Origin of the sequence: Hyphomicrobium sp. 2TAF46, from assembly GCF_052114865.1 — a bacterium.
In the GTDB taxonomy this organism is placed as follows: Bacteria; Pseudomonadota; Alphaproteobacteria; order Rhizobiales; family Hyphomicrobiaceae; genus Hyphomicrobium_B.
The window spans coordinates 361558-383248 of record NZ_JBFRFO010000005.1; the positions used below are offsets into that span (position 1 = coordinate 361558).

Consider the following 21691-nt stretch of genomic DNA (forward strand, 5'->3'; position numbering starts at 1 on the left):
TACCGCCAACAAAGCTATTTGCATTTTAGCAAATTCTGCGCGGGTCATTAACCTTGGGACTTACGCAACCGCGCCACGTATCTGTCGATTAGATCGTTGGCGATCATCATCCGTTGCGTTGCGAGCGGTCTGAGTTCCGCCGGAACCCGATCGGGATGATTGCGCAAGGCGAACTCGCGCCGGAACATTGCAATGTCCGCTTCGGTGACGTTCGAAGAGAGCCCGAGCTCGAGCAAGATTTTGTTAGGATCGAGAAATGCTTCCAGATTGAAATCGTCGGCGCCGTCGTCGCCGTATTTCTTGCCGCGCTGCTGGGAGGCGCCGATCGTAGTACCGGTGCGCTTGCTCGCCGCAAGGTCCCATGCAGCTTCCAGGCTGTTAAGGGAAAATTTACGCGAAAGCTGAGGCGCGCGACCGAGTTCGTCCTCTCGCGCGATCAAGTCGTCGATCAAAGTATCAAAACTCGACGGCAGCGGCGTCCGCAATCGCATAGGCATAGCCGGAAGGAAAATGAGCACTCGAAGCCCGGCAACCTATGGGATTCGGCTTGCGGAACGCTGACAGTCCTGAGCTTCGAACGACCTAGAGGCGGCGCGCTGATTTCTGCAGCCTGACCGCCTTCTGGTAATAAGCGCGTCCGAGATTTTCGAAGTCCAGACGCTCGTCGACATTCGTTACAGGCGTAACAAATTCAACGCCGATATGCTTATCTTTCAGCCAAGATACCCTGCCGACGACGACCGTGCCGTCGAACAGCGTCAACGATACGGTTTCATCCACGTCCGGTACGACGCCGTCGAGAACACTGATCCTTGCGCCAGATTCAGAAAGATCTGTGAGATCGCAGATCAAATGAGATTTTCGAAACCGAAGCGCAACGTGCTGGCGTGCTTCGTGCCTGGCAGTAACGCGACGGTCGTCCGGTGTAACATCTTCCGCAATTGCGTCGGCTGCTGCCAGATTGCGAAAGAGCTTTCGGACCTTTGTTTGCTTCATAGTACGCACCTGAACAAATCCACTCATTTCGCTGCAATTGAAAACGTAATTGTCTCTAAACGCTTATCGGCCGGGAATTGGCCTGTTCGCGGCAGAGATCGCATATTCCATTGAACAACAATTAGGTTACGGAGCCGAAACAGAAACAAATAAAATTATACGGAGTTGAATTGCCGTTTAAACTCGAAGCGCCACAAACGCACGGAGTCATGTATCTGCATCGAGTGTAACTTCAGAGTGATTTGCCGTGTCTTTTCGGCCGCAAGCAATAATGAAATAAATGTTAATAACTCGCGTGAATCACTGTATTCCCTTTAGTGCCAATGATTTGCGGGGCCTGGGGGGCAACATGTTCGTTGTGCTTGACGATCGTTCAACGGTCGCGGGGGGGTATGTTGCGTGTTTCGAACGAGAGGGCATTGCAGCTACAGCTGTAGATCCATCTGAGTTCTTCGAATGGTTCGAGCTCATCAACGACTCGGATGTTGCTGTCATCGAGGGTTTTCTGCTCGGCACGGTTTCAGCCCGTCGACAGATTTCGGCGCGCATTCGGTCGCGATGCCGTGCGCCGCTTATTGGCCTGATCGAAGCGAGGGCGCTCAGCGAAACGCTTGAGCTTTTTTCGCTCGGTTTCGACGACGTGCTCGCGAAGCCGTTTCATGTCAGGGAAATTTTGGCGCGCAGTGGCGCCATTCGCCGCCGCATGCAAATCACCGACGAATGCGTTGATGTCGGGGGCATCAGGATCTTCTTCGACGGTCGCGACCCAATCGTTAACGGCGACGTGCTGCCCTTGCCAAGGCGCGAACGGCGAATTTTGGAATGCCTCGTGCTGAGCCGCAATACTCGGATCACCAAGACGCAGATATTCAATCGCGTGTACGGAATATTCAACGACGAGATCCACGAGAACGTCATTGAAAGCCATATCAGCCGGCTTCGGAAGCGATTGAAGCAGAAGCTCGGATACGACCCAATCGATTCTCAGCGGTTCCTCGGTTATCGCCTGAAAGACTTCGCAATCGACGAGGTTTTGCAGACCGCGCACGCGCCGCCAACCAGTCTCACGCAAGGCCCAGATGCTTTAATGCCCCCGAGCATTATGCGCGACGAGGAGAATATCGATGGGTCTCTACGGAGTAATGACTACGAGCGTCTCGGGAATGTCTGTCCAGTCTGATCGAATGGGTACGGTCGCGGACAACATCGCAAATATCAATACGGCCGGTTACAAGGCAGCATCCACCGAATTCGCGACGCTCATCGCGGAAGGAAGTGTCGCCGAGTATGTGCCGGGCTCCGTTTCGACCATCGCGCGCCGAATGGTCTCGCAGCAAGGCGATTTCACATATACGAAATCGCCCACGGACCTGGCGGTCAGCGGCAACGGCTTCTTTATGGTACAAAGCGACGCTGGTACGCCTTTCCTGACCCGCGCCGGTAACTTCGTTCCCGATCAGAACGGCAACCTTGTAAACGCCGCGGGCTTCAAGCTCTTGGGCTACAACCTCCTAGATGGCAGCTCGAGCTCGGTCGTAAACAGCGCTGCCGGACTGCAGGTGGTGAGCACAAGCGGGCTCGGGATGAAGGCAACACCTTCGACGAGCGGCAAGTTTGGCGTGAACCTTCCGGCCGACGCGAGTATTACCCCTGCGGCCAACTTGCCTGCGGCGAATGCCGCAACGGCGGCGTACGCCGGCAAGACCTCGATCGTCACCTATGACAATCTCGGCCATCAGGTCACGCTTGATGTTTATTCCGCCAAAACCGCCGATAATACGTGGCAAATAACCGTCTACAACGCGGCGGGCGCGTCGGCATCCGGCGGATTCCCCTATGCGGCGGGCCCGCCGAGCTCGCAGTTGGCGACGACGTCGGTGACGTTTGACAGCACGACCGGGACACTGACAACGACAAGCCCGCAATCGCTGACCGTCAATATCCCCAACGGCAGCGCGTTCTCTCTCGACATCAGCAAGATGACGCAACTTGCGGCGAACTACGCGCCGCAAACAGGCTCCAACGCGCCAAGCGCGAACGGTAGCCCACCGACCGCTGTCGACCGTCTCGAGATCAGCAATGAAGGCATCGTCACGGCTGTTTACGCTGATGGTTCGCGGGTTGACGCATTCAAGATTCCTCTCGCGACCGTAGCAAGCCCCGACAATCTCACGGCCATTTCGGGCAACGTGTACGCGACGAACAAGAGTTCCGGAGACCTGCAACTTGGCACCGCAAATGAAGCGGGCCGGGGCAAAGTCATCTCTGGCGCGTTGGAAAGCAGCACTGTCGATCTCGCTTCCGAGCTGACGACCATGGTTCAGGCGCAGCGCAACTACACGGCAAACTCCAAAGTATTCCAGACCGGCACCGAACTCCTGGACGTTCTCGTAAATCTCGTTCGCTGACGGGGAATTGAAAGGTAAAGGCCCAGCATATGACGCTTACACAGAGTATCGGCAACGCGCGTTCGAGTCTGTCGACTGTTTCCGAACAAATCTCGGTCGTATCGCAGAATATTGCGCGCGTGAACGATACCAATGCGACTCGCAAGGTCGCAAACGTCATAACTGGGCCTGGTGGCGGCGTCAGCGTCGCCTCCATTTCCCGTACTGCAAACAAACTTTTGCTCGACACGTATTTGACTGCGAATTCCAATAACCAGACGCAAACCGTGATCAACTCTTCGCTGAATCAGCTTGAGAACACGGTTGGCGAGACCGATTCCGACACGTCTCCCGCAGCGCTCATTGCGAAGCTGAGCTCTGCGCTGCAGAACTACTCTACGACTCCGCAGAACGGCGCCATCGCGGCGACGGTCGTCTCTGCCGCGCAACAGTTGGCGACGTCTCTCAATTCGGCCACCCAAGCGGTGACCGATATGCGGAATCAGGCTGATAACGACATCGCGACGTCGGTATCCAACATCAACAATCTGCTTTCCCAGTTTCAGAAGCTGAACCAGACGATCGTAAGCGGAACCGGCAGCGGCGCCGACATCACCGATGCGCTCGACCAACGCGACACCATTCTGAAGCAACTATCGACCGAAGTCGGCATACGAACCGTTACGCGTGCGGGCGGCGATATGGCTATCTACACCGATAGCGGTGTAACGCTATTCGATAAGACTGCGCGGAAGGTAACATTCGCGGCTACGCCAAATCTTGGGCCGAGCTCCGTTGGCAATCCGATCTATGCCGACGGCGTTCCGATTGCCGGAACTCCGCATACGATGTCGATCAGTTCTGGCAATCTGGCCGGTCTGGTCGAAGTCAGGGACAACATCGCCCTCACCTATCAGGGCCAGCTCGATGAGATCGCCCGCGGCTTGATCGAAGCGACGGCCGAGACCGATCAGTCCGCGACGCCGACACTGCCTGCAGCAGCCGGTCTATTTACGTACGGCGGCGGTCCCGCAATTCCCACCTCCGGAACTCTGGTGGCGGGTCTCGCCGGCTCGATCAAGGTCAATCCGAATGTCGATCCGTCGCAAGGTGGGGATGCGACGCTCATCAGAGACGGCGGCATTGCGGGCAATGCAGCCTATAAATACAATTCGACTGGTGCTGCCTCCTTCACGGACCGAATTCAGCAGCTCATAACGAATCTCGGGACTTCGCGATCGTTTGACCCGTCAGCGCAGCTGACGCAATCGGCATCCGTAACCGATTACGCAAAATCCTCGGTCTCTTGGCTTGAATCGCTAAGACAGTCCGCGAGCGCCGAAGCCGAGTCGCGGCAAACCTTGGCTAATCGGGCAAGTACCGCGCTATCGAGCGACACCGGTGTGAATTTGGACGAGGAGATGACCAACCTTCTCGCATTGGAGAGAACCTTTCAGGCCTCGTCGCGGCTGATAAACACCGTTGACAGCATATTCTCAACGCTCCTCCAGACAGTCGGTTGACATCATGATATCAAGCTCTTTCGTATCGTCCTCTTCTCTCTCGTCTGAAACGCGCCAATCAATCGCGCGTTTGCAGTCGCAGCTCGTCGACGCGCAAAAGGAGCTTGCAACCACAAGGCACGCTGACGTCGGTGTGACCCTCGGCGCGACGACCGGGGTCAGCGTTTCCATGCGCCAGGACCTGGAGCAAATTCAGGCGATCAAGAGTTCTAACAACCTCGTTCTGGGCCGCATGGATGCCTCGCAATCGGCGCTGAAAACGATAGCGACCAGCACGCAGTCGTTCTTGTCGGCTTTGATCAACGGCGGCTCGGCCTCAGGGTCGGCCGACACGCTTATTCAATCGGCGCAATCCGGCTTGCAGACCCTGCAGGATCAGCTGAACACGTCGCTCGATGGCCAGTATCTCTTTGCAGGCATCAATTCGGACGTCAAGCCGATGGACGACTTCCTCGGCAGCCCTGCTTCCCCGGGAGCGCAGGCCGTGACGAATGCGTTTGTTGCCAAATTCGGCTTCAGTCCCACCAGCTCCCAGGCCGCGAACATCTCGCCTTCCGACATGCAGGACTTTCTCGATAACCAGTTCTCCAACCTGTTCACCACTTCGAGCTGGGCCAGCACTTGGTCGTCCGCGTCGGACAAATCTGTCAGCAGCCGAATTTCGCGAACCGAGATAGCCAATACGTCGGTGACGGCGAATGACAAAAACTTCCGCACATTGACTGAAGCATTCACGATGATCTCGGGGCTGGGTTTTGCAAATCTGAGCAGCGGCACCCAAGACGTGATTGTAGCGAAGGCGCGAGATCTCGTCGCCAACGCAACGGGCGGGCTCACTCAAGTTCAGTCATCCCTTGGTGTAACGCAACAGCGCGTTACGAGCGCAAACGATCAGATCGGGACTCAGATCGACTTTCTCACGAAATCGATCGACAACCTCGAGCAGATCGATCCGGCCACCATCACCACGCAGCTTTCAGATATTTCGACCGCGCTTCAGGCGGCGTACTCCATCACGAACAAGCTGAATAAACTCACCATCATGGACTATCTGTCGTGAGCTTAGGCGGCATCTAGAGCAGGTCTTGCGGAAGGCAGAAGATGTACAAGTTCTCATACGAAGAGACGCTGATCGAATCGAGCAGCCGGCAACGCGAAAACGAGCGGCTGGCAATAGAACAGTCGGTAGCGCTGCTGAAGTCGGCAGAGCAGGCCGGACCGCAGTCGCGCGAAGCGATCGATGCCATTTTCTTCCTGAACAGGCTCTGGAGCTTCTTTCTCGACGATCTCGCGAAGCCTGAGAATGGATTGCCGGATGAAGTCCGCGCGAGCCTCATCTCGATCGGCATCTGGATGCTCAAGGAAGCCGACGCGATCAGCAAGGGCAACTCGCGGAATTTCGCCGGCCTGATCGATGTCTCGAATGTCATCGCGGAAGGATTGTGATGGCTAGCGGCCTGAAAATCACGTTGCGTGCCGGCGAGCGGATCTTCATCAACGGCGGTGTCTTGCGCGTCGATCGTAAGGTCAGCCTCGAGCTGATGAATGACGTCATCTTCCTTCTCGAGCAGCATGTGATGAAGCCCGAGGACACGACGACACCATTCAAGCAGCTGTACTTCATGATCCAGATGATGCTGATGGATCCTTCATTGCACATGAAGGCACGGACAATGGCGCGCGAGTCGGTCGCCAATCTTCTCGCAAGCATCAGCAACCGCGTTCTGAAGCAGGGACTGATCGATACGGCTGAATTGCTCGATAGCGATCGCCCGTTCGATGCATTGAAGAAAGTCAGATCGCTGCTTCCGGTGGAAGCCGCCGAAATGAATCCTCAGGAACAGAGCAAGGAGGTCGCATGACAACGGTTTCGTCGACCGGCAGCAGTACGAGCACGGATACAGCAACTTCTGCCGCTGCAAAATCGAATACGCTCAACTACAATGATTTTTTGAAGTTGATGATCGCACAGATGCAGAATCAGGATCCGCTCAATCCAACGGATTCGACGCAGTACATGTCTCAGATTGCACAGTTTTCGTCCGTCGAGCAGAGTATAAACACAAACTCCAAGCTTGATCAGCTTCTTGTGAATTCGAATATTTCCCAAGCAAGTACGATGATCGGACTGACGCTGAAGGCACCGGACGGCACAACGGGCACCATCCAATCGGTGCGAATTGATTCTTCCGGCTCAACGGCGATTCTGACGACGGGCAAGGAAGTACCGATCGGCGCAGGCGTAACAATCGGCTACAAAGCATGACGGAAGGGGACGCGCTCGAGATCGTGCAACAGGCGATCTGGCTGACGATCGTCTTGGCTGGTCCCGTTGTCGGGTCAGCGATGGTGATCGGCGTCGGAGTAGCGTTCTTTCAAGCGCTCACCCAAATCCAGGAAATGACGCTTACCTTTGTCCCGAAATTGATTGTTGGCTTTCTGATCATTCTGCTGACAGGCAGCTACAGCGGCAGCCTTCTAAAAGTGTTCACCGAGCAACTCTATCTGCGAATTGCCCTCGGATTTAAGTGACAGTGCCCCATAAAATTATGCAAACGATATAAATAGTCAAAAAGAGTATTGCGCCTGTCGACGACTCATGGTCCGTAGACGGAGATACTGTGTCCGCAAATCGAAGCGTCGTTTCTCTGCTTTCGCAGTGAGTTCGCTTGGTGCTGTCGGAAAATAAATCACTATGACGACTCTATCCTCAATTCCGCCCAAGGTTTCTGTCGGAAACCGGCATGCGACTTCTCGCGGGCAGATCTCCTTTCCAACGAGGCAAAACGCTTCGTCACTTTGAGCTGAGCAGGATTATGAGCGCATTAGCACTGAAGCAATTGCCGTCTTCCGCCATAATCATGTTGGTCAGCATAGTGGGAATCGTTTCGACGTTTCTGGTCTGGCATCTCTCGATGCGCTCAGACATCGACTTGACGGCCTTATCGGATATCTCTTGGCAAATTGCGGAAGTGGATTCGCGCGGCCGGCTGGTGCGGCTCGGTTCACACCCGTTTGCCCTGGCGCTTTTGTTTGGACTGGTTGCAGCAGGCTGCACGACTTTCGCCTGGGGCGCCTTGCAATTTTTCCGCTTGGCTTCCGTGGCGCCGAACCAAATTGACGAACGCTTGTCCGAGCGCCTGGAAAAGGTAGGGCAGGAACTGGATGACGAGGTTTTCTCCGTCGTGCGGCTACTGAAGGAACATCTTGAGCTCAGCGGTTCGCATTCTGAATCGTTGGCGAAGGTGAGCAGCTCTTTGGTCGCTTCGACGCCGCCGGAACGCGTCCGCGCCATCATTCAGATGCTGATCAGCGAAAACAAGAAAGTTCAAAATGAAGTGCGAGAGCTGAATAGCCGCTTGCAGCAGTCGCAGCAGCAGATCGAGAAGCTGAGGATCAGCCTTAGCGATAGTCATAAGCTAGGAATGCTCGATGCCGTCACGTCGCTTAAGAACCGGCATTGGTTGGAGATTTACCTTCCGAAAGAGGTTGCCACAGCTACGGATACAAATGGCTATCTCTCGTTGATCATGGCCGATGTCGACCATTTTAAGAGGATCAACGATACATTCGGACATGCGGTCGGCGACGAAATCCTTAGGCGTTTTGCTGAGCTTCTCTCAAAGAACATCAAGGGGCGTGATACCGCGGCACGCTACGGCGGCGAAGAGTTTATCATACTGCTGCCGCAGACGCGGCTCGAAGGCGCCAAGAACCTCGGAGAACAGATCCGTGGGGAACTCGAAAACAAGAAATGGATGCATCACCGGACGGGACAACCCATCGGGAAAGTCACGGCATCCTTCGGAATTGCAGAATGGCGCCAGGGCGAGGATTGTTACGCGCTTTTGGATCGGGCCGATTCAAAACTGTATGAAGCGAAGGCCGCCGGCCGCAATCGTATCATTGCCGACGAATAGAAATTCTCTGCCGCAAATGATTGTCAAAAGTTCATCTGGCAATCAGCAGATCGTCATCGGCCAGCGGCTCATCAAACTGAACGCTTACCTTCTTTTTGAGGGCCCAGGTGACGGTCCCTCTCATTTTTCGTCCGTTGCGGAGTTCGACGACCACCCGTTCCTTCAATGGGAAATCTCGCTCGCAATCAAGACCGATGCCGTTTTTTGAGATATCGCGTGCAAGGGCAATTGAGCCGCCGCTTTTATCGCTTATCTTGCAGGGCTGCAGCAGAACGTATCTCGGTGTCTTGCGGCGTTGAGGCAGGACGGGAATTGCGACCTCACCGTGTTGATTGACGCATCCGAAGCCGCCAGAAAGTGCGTCTTGAAGAAATTTGCCGAGAACGAGCGCATTTCCGGTGTAGATGCCGTTGAAACGCCAGCGCGTCTCTGGTTCGAGACGGGCAACCGCGGTTTTGCAGTCTTCAGCGAGCTTCCGCCAGAGCGCGGTAATTTGTTCGAGTTTCGTGAGGGATATGGGAGGTCCGGAAAAAACTCCGGCCTGCTCGATCAGCGGCAACGCCAAATTCTTGGCGTCAGACAAATTGAAATAGATCTTGCGGAGTGACGAGGTAATTTCTTCCGAAAGCCCGATTTCCTGCCACGTGCCTAGCGCGGCTTTGATGACGGGCGATTCCACTGGGACGAGGTTGCTGCACGATCGAAGCATCCACGTTCGCTCGAAGGCCAAGCTTGCATTCATGCAGCCTGTGATGCCGCCAATCTGAAGCGCGCTCCAATGAAATTCACAGACGAGCGCTTCGAAGAGGGCGTTGCCTTCATCCGGTTCGTTCGAAAGCCGCGTGCGCGGGAAAGATGGCCGGGCCGGATCGGGTAAATTTAAAAGTGCCCTTAACACAGTCATCTCTCTCAGATTGAGCCAGCACAGGAATGCCGGGCATGAACGTTCTCAAAGCGGTTTGGAGAATAGAGTGCGGAGTTTCGCCGCGGGTACGGCACGAGAGAACAAAAAGCCCTGCGCCTCGACGCATCCTTCGGCGCGGAGCCGATCGAGCTGCTGCTCGGTCTCGACGCCCTCTCCGACGCTGGTCATGCCGAGATTGTACCCGAGCTGAATGATCGATCGCCGCAACGTCGCCGAACGCTTGAGGTTTGCGACGTCGGAGACGAACGAGCGATCGATTTTGATTTTGTCGAACGGAAAGCTTTGCAGGTAGCTCAGCGACGAGAAGCCGGTTCCGAAATCGTCGATCGCAAATCGGACGCCCATCTTGCGCAAACGTTCGAGCGTGTCAGAGGCAATATCCCGATCTTTCATCAGGAGGGTCTCGGTGATTTCAAGTATCAGCCGCGAGAGCGGTAGGCCTCTGCAGGCATTGGTGACTTTATCGATGAGATCCCGGCCGCGGAACTGGGCTGGTGAAATGTTGACGGCGACCCAGATGTCGTCGGGCCACTGGCTCGCCTCGGTGCAAGCTGTCTTCAAGACCCAGTCACCGATCTGACCGATCAGCCCGCATTCCTCCGCTATCGGAATGAATTCGTGAGCTGGAATGAGCCCGCGTACCGGATGCGACCAGCGGATCAACGCCTCGCAACCGACGATCTTACGCGTTTTGACATTGACGATAGGCTGATAATGCAGCTCGAACTTGCTGTTTGCGATCGCCTCGCGCAGGCCCATGATGATTTGGTGGCGGGATTGCAGGCGTTCGTGCATCGAACGCTCGAAGAATCCGAACGTGCCCCTGCCGAGCGATTTGGTCCGGTAGAGAGCCATGTCGGCATTCATCATCAGTTGCTCGGCATCGACACCATCCGACGGCGCGACCGCAATTCCGATGCTCGTTCCGATTGAGACTGTATTCTCTTCGAGAACGAAGGGCTCGGCGAACGCGCCGATGATGCGCCTTGCGAGAGCCTCGATCTCTTCGATCGACCGCGGCTCCACCTGTATGATTGCAAATTCATCGCCGCCCAGCCGCGCGACGGTATCCGTTTCGCGAATTTCCGCGCGCAGCCTTTCCGCGACCGCAATGAGCAGAGAGTCACCGATCGGATGGCCAAGCGTGTCGTTGACGGACTTGAATCGATCGAGGTCGAGGCAATGAAGGGCCAAAGAAGAGCCGTGCTGCACCTGCTTCAAGCCCTGCCGGATGCGGTCTTGAAAAAGCGCACGGTTCGGAAGGCCTGTCAGAACATCTTGGTGTGCGAGCCGCCCGATGGTTTCCTGATACCGTTTTCGCTCGGTAACATCGAGATGGGCGGTCACAAAGCCGCCGCCTGGCAATGGCGTGCCGCGAATCTCGAGATGCGTTCCGTTGGGCCGTTGTCGCTCGAAGGTGTGTGCCTCGCCTTTGCGAGCGCGTTCGAGACGGCTACGTACCTGCTCTTCGACGTTCCCCGGACCATATTCGCCGCGATTGGCGTTGAAGCGGTATAGGTCTTCCAGTGTTGGTAGCGAATTCTCGAAGAGCGAATCGGGATATTCCATGAGCTGCCGCTGTTTGCGATTGCACAGAAGCAAGCGAAGGTCGCGATCGAATACAGTAAGGCCGCCGGGAAAGCTGTCGACGACGGCCTGGAGCAGGGTATTGCGATCCTGCAGCGCCATGTGAAGCGTGACGGCTGTCGTAATGTCGATCTGAAACGACAGAAAGCCTTTGCTCTGCCGGTTTTTGCTCTTGAGCGGCACGATGATGGAATCGACCCAATAGAAAGTGCCGTCTTTCGCTTTGTTCTTTACCGGCGCGCGCCAAGTCTCGCCTCTGCGGAGTTTCTCGTAGGCGTCAGCCCAGAATTCCTTCGGGTGATGGCCGGAATTGAGTATCGAATGGTCCTTGCCGGCGACTTCTTCCGCGGTATAGCCGCTGACGCGTAGGAATTCGGCATTGGCGTGGACGATCCGGCCTTCGGAATCCGCAATAGAGACGATGCCGAGTTGATCGACCGCAGACGCAAAAGCCTTCGCATCGGAATTCGTGCTGAAATAGGGACTGGACGTCTTTTTTCTGCGCCCCTTATTTGTATTGGGAGCACGATAGGCGAATCCATCGAGATTGAAAGCCATGACGCCTTTAGCCGGTGAACCTCGCATCATTCCGCCCCATTCCATGGCCGGCCAAAGGCTGGCCGCAATCGGATAGTTTTACACCAACGGGCCTAAAATTACTGATGTTCCGCATAGAAAACACCACCTTGGCGAACAGGCTAGTATGATGCCACCGCCGCAAGCTGGGCCTATTGGCAGTTATCCATCGAAACAATTAGAGGTAATGTATTAAGGCGAGATTAGCTCGCGCAGGGGCGAATCGGTTAGGGTGAAGTGATCCGCATGCAGAATAGTCCTTCTTGAAGTCAAGCGAAAACCATAAGCCGAACGGAGGCGCGCAAGAGTTTTATTCCGTTGTTACCGAATTATTTTCTTCCGCCGATGTATGCGTGCGCAATCAGAAACCGTTAATTGATTGAAAATATCGAGACAGACTTGCCAATAGACAGACCACAAGAAAAGCGGAAATTTGGCCGCCGGCCCGTATTCAAGGCAGCAGTTGTTGCGCTTGAAGACGGCCAGCGCCTTCCGGGCGCTATCCTCGATTTATCGGAGGGCGGCGCTAAAATTAAGCTTGCCGAGCCCGAGCGCCTGAATGGCGAGTTCTATTTGGAGATCCCCGGCGACGATTTAATCGTTAAATGCCGCTTAATTCGCATCGAAGGCGTAATCGCTGGATTGCAGTACGTGCGGCCGCCCCGGCGTCTTTCCTGGTTAAAGAGAAGGCCAACTTAAGTCTTAAAGCCCGTTAATCGGCTTGATACGCGCTCATGAGAATCAAAGCGGAACGGGTCGGCAGAAAAATTGAAAATGCGGACGCATTTAATAGAGCCTGTAAAATCGTTTCAATAAAATCGCAATGAGGCGATTGTCGTAAACCAATTCGATAGTTTTACCGATTAATTCTAGCAATCGGCTGCTTGATTGATGAAATCATAGGCATGATGCCGTGCAGCCGAGTCGGCAACCCGACATGTTCCAGGCTTTTCAAAAGCAGGAACTCCCGATGAGGCACGATAATTCGCGGCCGCTTCCATCGTCAGCCCAGAAGAATTTGACGATTGCCAAGAATTTCCGCCAACGCAGCAGCTTTCGCTGTCTTGGCGATGACGGCCCGCGTCACCTCCCGGGACTTTGAGCGCTTCTGCAACCCGACACACCGACGACATTGCGGATATCCGCTTCCACGCTGAGTCCGCCGCATCCCAGCCCAGAATCAAAATCAACGCTTCGAGGAAATAGGTTCAGTTATGGTCATAGGATATATCAACAGCAAATGGTCGATGCCGCGCCGGCTCGCACTGATATCTGCGGTGTTCTTAATTCCATCGCTGGCACAGCTTTATCTCTACACCTCTAACAAGCTGGAGCAGATCAGCGCGGTCGATCGTGAAATCAGCGGCGGCAAGCTGGCAGCGGCCGTTTGGACCAAATTGTCCGCCGATGAGAATTCAAGGTTGGGCGACGGAGAGTTGGCAAAGCTCTCTGACGCGTCCCAGAGCCTTGGTGTCCAGCCCAGTGTCAACGCCTTCGAAAACGCACGTTCGACGGACGAGCGGGTGCGCCTCGGCGTTGAGCTTTTGGACCAGATCGCCACGTCATCCGGGATCGCCGCAGATGCCTCGCCGGCCTCGTATTATGCGCAAGAGGTGATGGTCCAGCGGTTGCCTGGCGTCAAGCAGGCGCTGATCGAGTTCAAATCCACGCTCGATACGGCGGGGCTGGCGGATGACCAGACCAAGCTCGCTATCAACTATGCCGTATTGCGGCGAACGACCGACAAGCTTCGCGGCGCATCGAACAAGCTCCTTAGCACCGATCTGTCCGACGACGCCAAGAACGCTTTCAGCGGTACGAACGACCGACTTCTGTCGGAGCTCGATCAGATCGCTGCCAAGCTCAAGGCCGCTGACTATCGCCGCGCTGCAATTGGCAGTGATGTGATTTCGTCCATCAACAACGCCAATAGCTTGGTCGGAACGGCTGCAGGCCAGATCAACGGCATGTTTGCGCAGCTTGCCGAAGGTCATTCGGCGGAAGCACGCTCCTCTCTTTATCGTACGCTCGGTCTTTTGATTGCGGCAACGATCGCAGCGGTGATTATGGTAGGCTTGATCGGCAAGGGAATTGCGCTTCGCCTCTCGAGCCTGGTTCGCGCGATGGATCAACTCAGCCACAAGGATCTGAGCGTTGAAGTCCCGTATCTTACGGACAGCAACGAAAACGGCATGATCGCAGGAGCCCTCGCGCGCTTCAAGGAAGCAGCCGTCGAAAATAAAGCGATGACCGACGCTGCCGTCGAGGCTGCCAAGCAGCAGCAGGAGCAGAGCGAGCACTACGCCAAGGAGCACGAACGCTTCATGGACGCGTTCACAAGCGCGGCAGAACGCATTTCGAGCGGCGACTTCACGCATCGCATCACCGAAAAGGTCATCCCGGAGTATGAGGCGATCATCAGTCAGATGAACCTGATGATGGGTCAGCTGGAAGCCGCGCAAGTCGGGAAGATCGAGGCGGAGAACCAGATCAATACCGTCGTCGCATCGCTCGGGACAGCTCTGTCGGAACTCGCGCAAGGAAACCTGGAGACCACTGTATACGCCGAATTCGCTCCCGAGTTTGCAAAGCTAAAAGCAGACTTCAATTCTGCGGCTTCGCAACTGAGAAGCACGATCGAGCTTGTGAAAAAAGGCGCCAGCAGCATCAAGATGGGCACCGAAGAAATTTCGCAAGCCTCCGACGACCTGTCGCGGCGCACGGAAAACCAGGCCGCAAGTCTCGAAGAAACAGCTGCCGCCGTTAAGGAGATCACCGATACCGTCAATAAGACAGCACGCGGTGCAACGCATGCTCGCGAAACGGTATCGGTCGCCAAGACAGACGCCGAGAAGAGCGGCGAGGTCGTTCATAAAGCAATATTGGCGATGAACGGCATCGAAAGCTCATCGAAGCAGATCAGCCAGATCATCGGCGTCATCGACGAAATCGCGTTCCAGACGAACCTTCTCGCTTTGAATGCTGGCGTCGAAGCAGCGCGCGCAGGTGACGCTGGTCGGGGCTTCGCAGTCGTCGCGTCAGAAGTGCGTGCCTTGGCTCAGCGTTCTGCAGAAGCGGCGAAGGAAATCAAAGGCCTAATTTCGGCTTCGACAGGTCAGGTTGCTCAAGGTGTGCAGCTCGTCGGTGAAACCGGCTTGGCATTGACGCGCATCGTTTCGCAGGTTGCTGAAATCAACAGCATCGTGACGGACATTGCGACGAGCGCCAACGAACAGGCGCACGGTCTCGATCAGGTCAACACGGCTGTCAACGAGATGGACCAGGTCACGCAGCAGAACGCCGCGATGGTCGAGGAAGCGACGGCTGCAACGCAGACTCTGGCTCAGCAGACCGAAGAACTCGTTCGTCTGGTCAGCCGCTTCCGCACAGGTGAGGAAACGGTCGTCGAGATGTCGGCTCGCCGGGAATCGTCCAAGTCAGCCGCTCGGGGCCAGCGCTCGCCCGCCAAACCCAAAATGGCGGCAGCTGTAGGTATGGGACGCCGCAGCGCGGCTTCGTCTGACGCCGGCTGGGAGGAATTCTAATGGCCCGGCGGAAAGGGAAAGAGATCGACGGCGGTTCCGGCGAACGCAGCCGGTCGCGGAAGAAGCCCAAGGTCGCAACGCAAATGCAGGACGCCGAGACGGCAGCACCCGCAACCGCGAGCGAGCCGGAGCTTGTTCTTCCAGACTCACTCGACTCGTCGTCGGCGGCTTCCATCAGGGATCTTCTCCTCGCGCGTCGCGGTGCTTCGCTTGTCGTCGATGCCGGACAGGTACAGCGCGTCGGCATCCAGTCGTTGCAGGTCTTGCTTGCGGCTGCCCACACGTGGCGGGCCGACGGCCAGAACTACGCGGTCAGGAACCCAAGCTCTGCACTTCTCGAAACGATTGCTCTCGTTGGATTGTCGGCTGACCAATTTCTTTTTGAAGGATCTTCGCCATGACGCAGACCATACTAACCGTGGACGATTCTAGAACGATGCGCGACATGTTGAAGATGGCGCTCGCGGAAGCTGGCTTCAACGTTATTCAGGCCGTTGATGGCGTCCACGGACTGGAAGTCCTTCAGACGTCCATGCCGGATGTCATCGTAACCGATATCAACATGCCGAAGATGGATGGTTTCGGGCTCATCGAAGCGGTGCGCAAGGACAGCCGCTATCGCAGGGTACCGATCCTCGTTCTGACCACCGAAAGCGACGTCGCGAAGAAAACGCGCGCAAAGGAAGCCGGAGCGACGGGCTGGATCGTTAAGCCGTTCGAACCGACGAAGCTTATCGCCGCTATCCGCCGCGTCGCCGCCTGAAGCATAAATAAAAGAGCATACAAATGACCGTCGATACGATGGCCGCAATCCGCCAGACGTTCTTCCAGGAATGCGAAGAGCAGCTCTCGGAGATGGAAGTCGGCTTGCTGGCAATGGACGAGGGCAACGCCGATTCTGAAACGGTAAATGCCGTTTTCCGTGCAGTCCACTCGATCAAGGGCGGTGCCGGCGCGTTCAAGCTTACGGCGCTCGTGCAGTTCGCACATACATTCGAGACGGCTCTCGATTTCGTTCGCAGCGGCAAACTCAATCCGACAGCGGAGGTGATGAAGCCCATGCTCCGCGCCGCCGACGTATTGGCGGATCTTGTGGAAGCATCGCGCGACGGCAAAGAGATCGACGAGTCGAGCTATGCGGCCATTGCGGCAGACGTCAAGGCGCTGACGGTCGTCGAAGGCGCCGAAGAAGAAGTCGAGGAAGCCATCGACTTCCAGCCGTCGGTAATCGATTTCGGACTTCCCGATCTGGCCCCCGAGCCCGTCGCCGCGCCTGTACACGAATATCGCGTCAGCTTTACCCCGCGCCCGGAACTCTACGCCAATGCCAACGAAGCCGTGTTGGTTATTCGAGAGCTCTCGCGTCTTGGTCAGGCAGAAACCACTTGCGATGTTTCCGCCGTGCCGGATCTCGAGAATATCGATCCGAACGGCGCCTACCTCTCCTGGACGATCAAGCTGTCGTCGGAAGTGGCAATCGAAGCAGTCCGCGAGGTTTTCGAATTCGTCGACGGCGAAGCCGATATCGCCGTTGAAGCCGATGGCCAGCCGGAGGTGTCTGATGATGCCATCGCGGCTCTGTTGGCGCAGGCTCTCGGAAGCGCACCCTCGGCCGAGAATGAACAGCCTTCCAACGTAGCGAATGTCGAGGAGCCATCGCCAGCTGATCCGGTGCAATCGAATGCGGTCGCAAGCGAGGCGGCGTCGCCTCCGGCACAAGTCGCGGAGGCAGTGAAGACTGTCGCGGTTCCTGCGCAAACGACCATCCGCGTCGAGTTCGATCGCGTCGACCGGCTGATCAACCTCGTCGGCGAGCTCGTCATCAATCAGGCAATGTTATCGCAACGTGTCATCGAGGCAAATTTCGCTGGCTCGTCGTCGGTCGTTATCGGCCTGGAAGAGCTCGAGCAGTTGACGCGCGAGATCCAGGAAAGCGTGATGGCGATCCGCGCGCAGCCCGTTAAGCCGCTCTTCCAACGCATGTCGCGCATCGTGCGCGAGGTCGCGGATGCGACGAATAAACAAGTCCGTCTCAAAACCGACGGCGAAGCCACCGAAGTCGACAAGACCGTCGTTGAGCGTCTGGCGGAACCGTTGACGCACATGATCCGCAATGCGGTCGATCATGGCATCGAATCGCCCGAGGAACGCATCGCCGCTGGAAAGTCTCCGGAAGGCAATGTTCGGCTGAGTGCCGCGCACCGCTCGGGCCGTATCGTCATCGAAATTTCCGATGATGGTGCCGGTATCAATCGTCCCAAGGTCCGCGCTTCCGCGATCAAGAAGGGCCTCATCTCGCCTGACGCGCAGCTGTCTGACAGCGACATCGACAATCTCCTGTTCCTGCCCGGCTTCTCGACCGCCGCCACGATTTCAAGCATCTCGGGTCGCGGTGTCGGCATGGACGTCGTGAAGCGCTCGATATTGGCGCTCGGGGGAAGAATTTCGATTTCGTCGCGACCGGGATTGGGCTCGACGTTCTCGATGAGTTTGCCGTTAACCCTCGCCGTTCTCGACGGCATGGCCGTGTCCGTCGCGGGTCAAACACTCGTCGTGCCGTTGACGGCTATCGTCGAAACGCTGAAGCCCAAGAAGGGCGAGATTCACGGCATTGGCGCCGATGGCCGCGTCATGGCGATCCGCAACACCTTCGTGCCTCTTATCGACGTCGGCACGCAGCTTGGCTTTCGCGACACGCCGGCCGATCCGGAACGCAGCGTTGCGATATTGGTCGAGACCGACGGCGGCGCACGGAATGCTCTGTTGGTCGACTCGATCCAGGATCAACGCCAGGTGGTCATCAAGAGTCTCGAAGCCAACTACGGAACGGTCTCCGGCATCGCCGCCGCTACAATTCTTGGCGACGGCCGGGTCGCACTCATTCTCGACGTGGACGCGCTCGTAACTGGTTCATTCGAAGGCCAGCTTACCTCCGCCCCGCGCTATGGAACGGAAGGATAATGAACATGCAAGACGTCGGTTCGCCAGCCAACTCCGCAAACCGCGAGTTCGTCGCCTTCCGGGTCGGATCGCAGGAATTCTGCATCGACATTATGGGCGTTCGCGAAATTCGCGGTTGGACGCCCGCAACACCGCTGCCGCATGCACCCGCCTACGTGCGTGGTGTGATCAATCTTCGTGGCGCCGTGCTTCCGATCGTTGATCTTGCCATGCGCTTCGGACTTGGCCTGACGGAGCCCACTCCGCGTAGCGTCATCATTGTTGTGCAGGTTCATCAGCAGGTCGTCGGTCTTTTGGTGGACGCGGTATCCGACATCCTGACAACATCCGAAGCCTCCATGCAGCCGACGCCGGACGTCGCCTCCGATCTCGCGAAAAATTTCGTCAAGGGCGTCTATGCCGTTGAAGGCCGGATGATCAGCATCGTCACGCTCGAAAGCGTGCTGCCGATAGCTGCTAAGGCCGCCGCATGACCACTGCAGCAGCGAATTCCTCGGTTCCTTCTGGAGCACTTGTAACCGGAGAATTTTCGTTTTCCGCCGCGAACTTTCGGGAGATTGCGGAAATTGCGAAAACGGAAGCCGGTATAGACTTGCCTCAGTCGAAGGCGACTCTCGTCTATTCGCGGCTCGCGAAGCGGCTGCGGGCGCTCGGGATCGACACGTTTTCAGAGTATTGCGAAACCGTCCGCTCGAACGAAAGTGAGCGCGACAGCATGATTGCTGCGCTCACAACGAACGTGACGCGCTTCTTCCGCGAAGGACATCATTTCGAGCATCTGCGTTCAGCAATCCTCGAACCGCTCGCCGAATCGGCGCGTCGCGGCAATCGCGTCAGGCTTTGGTCAGCCGCGTGCTCGACGGGACAAGAACCATACTCGATGGCACTGACAGTGCTGTCCGTCATTCCCAATGCCGCGTCCCTCGACGTCCGCATCCTTGCGACCGATCTCAATCCGCACGTCATTGCGCATGGAAAGAACGGCCAGTATCAAAAGGAGGAGTTGCGCGATGTTCCGCCTAACCTGCGCGCAAAATGGTTCGAGCCCGTACCGGGCGACAATCGCGACGCTCTGAAAATCGCTGATGATGCGCGGTCTCTCGTTTCGTTTCGTCAGCTCAATCTGATGGGCACGTGGCCTTTCAGCGGGCCCTTCGACGCCATTTTCTGCAGAAACGTTGTCATCTATTTTGACCGCGAGACGCAGAGTATGATTTGGAATCGCTTGACGCGGATGCTCAGGCAAGACGGCGCTTTATACATCGGGCATTCCGAACGCATCTCGGGTCCGGCATCTTCGATGTTATCGACGGACGGCATCACGAGCTATCGCAGGAAGAGCAGTCAGTCGTCATGAAGAGAATAAAAGTCCTCGTTGTCGACGATTCTTCCACCATGCGCGGGTTAATCGCAACGGTGCTGGCGAAGGATCCGGATATCGAAGTTATCGGTCAGGCTGAAGATCCGCTGCAGGCGCGCCAGGCGATCAAGGCCCTCAATCCCGACGTCGTTACGCTCGATGTCGAAATGCCGAACATGAGCGGGCTCGAATTCCTCGAAAAGATCATGCGGCTTCGGCCTATGCCGGTCATCATGGTTTCGACGTTGACGCGGCGTGGCGCGGAAGAAACGGTGCAAGCGCTCGAAATGGGTGCGATAGATTGCATTGAGAAGCCGCGTCCGGGCAACGAGCACAGCTTCGAGGAGCTGCCATACAAGATCAAGATCGCGGCCTCGGCGCGCGTCAAGCCGTTGACCAAGGCCGAGGGCGATCGCAAGCAGACACATGCCGTTCGATCCGCAAATGGCTCCTATGTCTCGGACGGCCGCGTGGTCGCCATCGGTGCTTCGACAGGCGGCGTCGAAGCGCTGCTGGAAGTCCTTTCTGGATTTCCTGAAAATTGCCCGCCGACTGTCATAACGCAGCATATGCCACCGGCGTTCACGCGAAGTTTCGCTAGTCGTCTTGATCGGATCTGTGCGCCAAAGGTGGAGGAAGCAACAGATCGCGCAAAGCTGACGCCTGGAAGCATCTTTCTGGCGCCGGGCGGGTCGAGCCACCTCGAAATCACGCCGGATCTACGTTGCCGCTTGAAAGCCGGCGAACGCGTGAATGGGCATTGCCCTTCGGTGGATGTATTGTTCAATTCGGTCGCGCGAGCGTGCAAGGGCGACGCGGTCGGCGTCATTCTCACCGGTATGGGAAAGGATGGAGCCGCGGGTCTGCTTTCGATGCGTAAGGCTGGAGCAACGACATTCGGCCAGAATGAATCGACCTCTATCGTCTACGGCATGCCGAAAGCGGCATTCGAAGCCGGTGCCGTTGAACACCAACTACCGCTCGAGCGCCTGTCGGCAGCGATAATTTCAGAAACGACTAAGAAGAAACCATAGGAGGCAAGGCTATGCCCGCAATGCAGCAATTGACGATCCTGGTCGTTGATGACACGTCCGTCAGCCGAGCTCTTCTAACAGATGGTCTCGATCAGATCGGATTGAAGAATTTCAAAGTCGCCAAGGATGGCGAGGAAGGCCTCAAGATGATGATGACGGCGCCCTGCCATCTCGTCATCTCGGACTACAACATGCCGAAGATCGATGGCATTCAGCTTCTGCGTGCGTTGCGCCAGCATGGTCCGACAAGCAAAGTCGGTTTCATCCTCGTAACCGGCAAGGGCGATAAAGCCTTGATCGATGAAGGCAAAAAATGGGGCCTCAACAATTTTCTCGCGAAGCCTTTCTCAGTGCCGCAGCTCAAAACGTGCATCGAAGCTGTTGTTGGTAAGTTGACATGACGGTCGCCGATGCAACGGAAAAGCGCGTTCACATAATCCAAGGCGAGTTTTTCGTCACCCGGGACCGGGATGTCATGGTGACGACAATACTTGGATCGTGCATCGCTGCGTGCATTCGTGATCCGCTCGCTGGAGTGGGCGGCATCAACCATTTTCTTCTGCCTGGTAACATCGGCGCCACGGCGGCGGAGGATGAGCGCGTGGGCGTCCATCTGATGGAGTTGCTCGTCAACGGTCTTCTGAAGGCAGGCGCGCGTCGCGAGCGGCTGGAAGCAAAGTTGTTTGGCGGCGCGCGCACGGTTCGATCGCATTCCGACATCGGCAAGCGGTAGTGTCTCAGTTTGAATTCAATTTCGGGGTGGGAAATGGCGACGCTCGCTGGCGGGCCGGTCTATCGGCGGTCCTTTCCCTTCTTGTCGATCAGCACCGCCTGTTGCCATCGGCCTGGCGCCTTATCGGTGCGGTGAATGCAACCC

Annotated in this window: 22 protein-coding genes and 1 pseudogene; 19 read left to right on the forward strand and 4 right to left on the reverse strand. The window is 56.6% G+C overall.

Features of this window, described 5'->3' with window-relative positions; all coding sequences use genetic code 11:
* Positions 1–47: 47 nt before the first annotated feature.
* Both AB4Z24_RS13090 and AB4Z24_RS13095 read right to left on the reverse strand, forming a co-directional pair.
* Positions 48–491, reverse strand: a complete 444-nt coding sequence (locus tag AB4Z24_RS13090) for a molecular chaperone DnaJ (protein WP_441708752.1) — start codon at positions 489–491, stop codon at positions 48–50.
* A 91-nt stretch (positions 492–582) separates the two neighbouring features.
* On the reverse strand, positions 583–996 hold the full coding sequence (locus tag AB4Z24_RS13095; protein WP_441708754.1) for a PilZ domain-containing protein: 414 nt from the start codon (positions 994–996) through the stop codon (positions 583–585).
* A gap of 349 nt (positions 997–1345) precedes the next feature.
* On the opposite strand from AB4Z24_RS13095, the gene AB4Z24_RS13100 reads away from it, so the two are divergent.
* The 9 genes from AB4Z24_RS13100 to AB4Z24_RS13140 all read left to right on the forward strand — a co-directional run bounded on the left by AB4Z24_RS13100 (position 1346) and on the right by AB4Z24_RS13140 (position 8826).
* Positions 1346–2176 carry a response regulator transcription factor gene (locus AB4Z24_RS13100; protein ID WP_441708756.1) on the forward strand — a complete coding sequence of 277 codons (831 nt, stop codon included), beginning with the start codon at positions 1346–1348 and terminating at the stop codon, positions 2174–2176.
* Positions 2121–3404 (forward strand): flagellar hook protein FlgE, encoded by a 1284-nt coding sequence (locus tag AB4Z24_RS13105; protein ID WP_441708758.1) that lies wholly within the window; start codon positions 2121–2123, stop codon positions 3402–3404. The genes AB4Z24_RS13100 and AB4Z24_RS13105 overlap by 56 nt, the downstream gene beginning before the upstream one ends.
* A 29-nt stretch (positions 3405–3433) precedes the next feature.
* On the forward strand, positions 3434–4906 hold the full coding sequence (gene flgK / locus AB4Z24_RS13110) for a flagellar hook-associated protein FlgK (protein WP_441708760.1): 1473 nt from the start codon (positions 3434–3436) through the stop codon (positions 4904–4906).
* A gap of 4 nt (positions 4907–4910) precedes the next feature.
* On the forward strand, positions 4911–5966 hold the full coding sequence (locus AB4Z24_RS13115) for a flagellar hook-associated family protein (RefSeq protein ID WP_441708761.1): 1056 nt from the start codon (positions 4911–4913) through the stop codon (positions 5964–5966).
* A gap of 41 nt (positions 5967–6007) precedes the next feature.
* On the forward strand, positions 6008–6352 hold the full coding sequence (gene flaF / locus AB4Z24_RS13120) for a flagellar biosynthesis regulator FlaF (RefSeq protein WP_290995608.1): 345 nt from the start codon (positions 6008–6010) through the stop codon (positions 6350–6352).
* Positions 6352–6768: a flagellar biosynthesis repressor FlbT gene (flbT, locus tag AB4Z24_RS13125; RefSeq protein ID WP_441708764.1), complete on the forward strand. Its 417-nt coding sequence runs from the start codon at positions 6352–6354 to the stop codon at positions 6766–6768. The genes flaF and flbT overlap by 1 nt, the downstream gene beginning before the upstream one ends.
* A complete protein-coding gene (gene flgD / locus AB4Z24_RS13130; protein ID WP_441708766.1) occupies positions 6765–7172 on the forward strand; it encodes a flagellar hook assembly protein FlgD in 408 nt (135 codons plus the stop codon). The genes flbT and flgD overlap by 4 nt, the downstream gene beginning before the upstream one ends.
* Positions 7169–7438 carry a flagellar biosynthesis protein FliQ gene (gene fliQ / locus AB4Z24_RS13135; protein ID WP_441708768.1) on the forward strand — a complete coding sequence of 90 codons (270 nt, stop codon included), beginning with the start codon at positions 7169–7171 and terminating at the stop codon, positions 7436–7438. Before flgD ends, fliQ begins: the two co-directional genes overlap by 4 nt.
* A gap of 284 nt (positions 7439–7722) precedes the next feature.
* The gene (locus AB4Z24_RS13140) at positions 7723–8826 is read left to right on the forward strand and encodes a diguanylate cyclase (RefSeq protein ID WP_441708769.1); all 1104 of its coding nucleotides are present in this window, start codon (positions 7723–7725) and stop codon (positions 8824–8826) included.
* Positions 8827–8857: 31 nt separating this feature from the next.
* Here AB4Z24_RS13140 and AB4Z24_RS13145 read toward each other — a convergent pair whose 3' ends face one another.
* Complete coding sequence (locus AB4Z24_RS13145; protein WP_441708771.1) at positions 8858–9730, reverse strand: PilZ domain-containing protein; 873 nt, start codon at positions 9728–9730, stop codon at positions 8858–8860.
* Positions 9731–9775: 45 nt separating this feature from the next.
* Positions 9776–11926 (reverse strand): EAL domain-containing protein, encoded by a 2151-nt coding sequence (locus AB4Z24_RS13150; protein ID WP_441708773.1) that lies wholly within the window; start codon positions 11924–11926, stop codon positions 9776–9778.
* A gap of 363 nt (positions 11927–12289) precedes the next feature.
* On the opposite strand from AB4Z24_RS13150, the gene AB4Z24_RS13155 reads away from it, so the two are divergent.
* The 10 genes and pseudogenes from AB4Z24_RS13155 to AB4Z24_RS13200 form a co-directional block, all read left to right on the forward strand.
* The gene (locus AB4Z24_RS13155) at positions 12290–12613 is read left to right on the forward strand and encodes a PilZ domain-containing protein (protein WP_441708775.1); all 324 of its coding nucleotides are present in this window, start codon (positions 12290–12292) and stop codon (positions 12611–12613) included.
* 515 nt (positions 12614–13128) lie between these two features.
* A complete protein-coding gene (locus tag AB4Z24_RS13160) occupies positions 13129–15459 on the forward strand; it encodes a methyl-accepting chemotaxis protein (protein ID WP_441708777.1) in 2331 nt (776 codons plus the stop codon).
* Positions 15459–15860 carry an STAS domain-containing protein gene (locus AB4Z24_RS13165; protein ID WP_441708779.1) on the forward strand — a complete coding sequence of 134 codons (402 nt, stop codon included), beginning with the start codon at positions 15459–15461 and terminating at the stop codon, positions 15858–15860. Before AB4Z24_RS13160 ends, AB4Z24_RS13165 begins: the two co-directional genes overlap by 1 nt.
* Entirely contained in the window at positions 15857–16222 is a 366-nt protein-coding gene (locus AB4Z24_RS13170; protein WP_441708781.1) for a response regulator, read from the forward strand. Before AB4Z24_RS13165 ends, AB4Z24_RS13170 begins: the two co-directional genes overlap by 4 nt.
* Before the next feature lie 23 nt (positions 16223–16245).
* A complete protein-coding gene (locus AB4Z24_RS13175; RefSeq protein WP_441708783.1) occupies positions 16246–18420 on the forward strand; it encodes a chemotaxis protein CheA in 2175 nt (724 codons plus the stop codon).
* 5 nt (positions 18421–18425) lie between these two features.
* A complete protein-coding gene (locus tag AB4Z24_RS13180) occupies positions 18426–18893 on the forward strand; it encodes a chemotaxis protein CheW (RefSeq protein ID WP_441708816.1) in 468 nt (155 codons plus the stop codon).
* A complete protein-coding gene (locus tag AB4Z24_RS13185) occupies positions 18890–19777 on the forward strand; it encodes a CheR family methyltransferase (protein ID WP_441708785.1) in 888 nt (295 codons plus the stop codon). Before AB4Z24_RS13180 ends, AB4Z24_RS13185 begins: the two co-directional genes overlap by 4 nt.
* The gene (locus tag AB4Z24_RS13190) at positions 19774–20814 is read left to right on the forward strand and encodes a protein-glutamate methylesterase/protein-glutamine glutaminase (RefSeq protein ID WP_441708787.1); all 1041 of its coding nucleotides are present in this window, start codon (positions 19774–19776) and stop codon (positions 20812–20814) included. Before AB4Z24_RS13185 ends, AB4Z24_RS13190 begins: the two co-directional genes overlap by 4 nt.
* Positions 20815–20825: 11 nt before the next feature.
* Complete coding sequence (locus AB4Z24_RS13195) at positions 20826–21215, forward strand: response regulator (protein WP_441708789.1); 390 nt, start codon at positions 20826–20828, stop codon at positions 21213–21215.
* Positions 21212–21544, forward strand: a pseudogene (locus tag AB4Z24_RS13200) (chemotaxis protein CheD); the annotation flags it as partial. The gene AB4Z24_RS13195 and the pseudogene AB4Z24_RS13200, both read left to right, overlap by 4 nt.
* Positions 21545–21691 lie beyond the last annotated feature (147 nt).

Coding starts and splice junctions, on each gene's coding strand:
- AB4Z24_RS13190 (WP_441708787.1), top strand. CDS start 19,774: ATGAAGAGAATAAAAGTCCTCGTTGTCGACGATTCTTCCACCATGCGC.
- AB4Z24_RS13100 (WP_441708756.1), top strand. CDS start 1,346: ATGTTCGTTGTGCTTGACGATCGTTCAACGGTCGCGGGGGGGTATGTT.
- flgK (WP_441708760.1), top strand. CDS start 3,434: ATGACGCTTACACAGAGTATCGGCAACGCGCGTTCGAGTCTGTCGACT.
- AB4Z24_RS13145 (WP_441708771.1), bottom strand. CDS start 9,730: ATGACTGTGTTAAGGGCACTTTTAAATTTACCCGATCCGGCCCGGCCA.
- AB4Z24_RS13195 (WP_441708789.1), top strand. CDS start 20,826: ATGCCCGCAATGCAGCAATTGACGATCCTGGTCGTTGATGACACGTCC.
- flbT (WP_441708764.1), top strand. CDS start 6,352: ATGGCTAGCGGCCTGAAAATCACGTTGCGTGCCGGCGAGCGGATCTTC.
- AB4Z24_RS13175 (WP_441708783.1), top strand. CDS start 16,246: ATGACCGTCGATACGATGGCCGCAATCCGCCAGACGTTCTTCCAGGAA.
- AB4Z24_RS13170 (WP_441708781.1), top strand. CDS start 15,857: ATGACGCAGACCATACTAACCGTGGACGATTCTAGAACGATGCGCGAC.
- AB4Z24_RS13150 (WP_441708773.1), bottom strand. CDS start 11,926: ATGATGCGAGGTTCACCGGCTAAAGGCGTCATGGCTTTCAATCTCGAT.
- AB4Z24_RS13160 (WP_441708777.1), top strand. CDS start 13,129: ATGGTCATAGGATATATCAACAGCAAATGGTCGATGCCGCGCCGGCTC.
- AB4Z24_RS13185 (WP_441708785.1), top strand. CDS start 18,890: ATGACCACTGCAGCAGCGAATTCCTCGGTTCCTTCTGGAGCACTTGTA.
- flaF (WP_290995608.1), top strand. CDS start 6,008: ATGTACAAGTTCTCATACGAAGAGACGCTGATCGAATCGAGCAGCCGG.
- AB4Z24_RS13165 (WP_441708779.1), top strand. CDS start 15,459: ATGGCCCGGCGGAAAGGGAAAGAGATCGACGGCGGTTCCGGCGAACGC.
- AB4Z24_RS13140 (WP_441708769.1), top strand. CDS start 7,723: ATGAGCGCATTAGCACTGAAGCAATTGCCGTCTTCCGCCATAATCATG.
- AB4Z24_RS13180 (WP_441708816.1), top strand. CDS start 18,426: ATGCAAGACGTCGGTTCGCCAGCCAACTCCGCAAACCGCGAGTTCGTC.
- fliQ (WP_441708768.1), top strand. CDS start 7,169: ATGACGGAAGGGGACGCGCTCGAGATCGTGCAACAGGCGATCTGGCTG.
- AB4Z24_RS13090 (WP_441708752.1), bottom strand. CDS start 491: ATGCGATTGCGGACGCCGCTGCCGTCGAGTTTTGATACTTTGATCGAC.
- AB4Z24_RS13095 (WP_441708754.1), bottom strand. CDS start 996: ATGAAGCAAACAAAGGTCCGAAAGCTCTTTCGCAATCTGGCAGCAGCC.
- flgD (WP_441708766.1), top strand. CDS start 6,765: ATGACAACGGTTTCGTCGACCGGCAGCAGTACGAGCACGGATACAGCA.
- AB4Z24_RS13105 (WP_441708758.1), top strand. CDS start 2,121: ATGGGTCTCTACGGAGTAATGACTACGAGCGTCTCGGGAATGTCTGTC.
- AB4Z24_RS13115 (WP_441708761.1), top strand. CDS start 4,911: ATGATATCAAGCTCTTTCGTATCGTCCTCTTCTCTCTCGTCTGAAACG.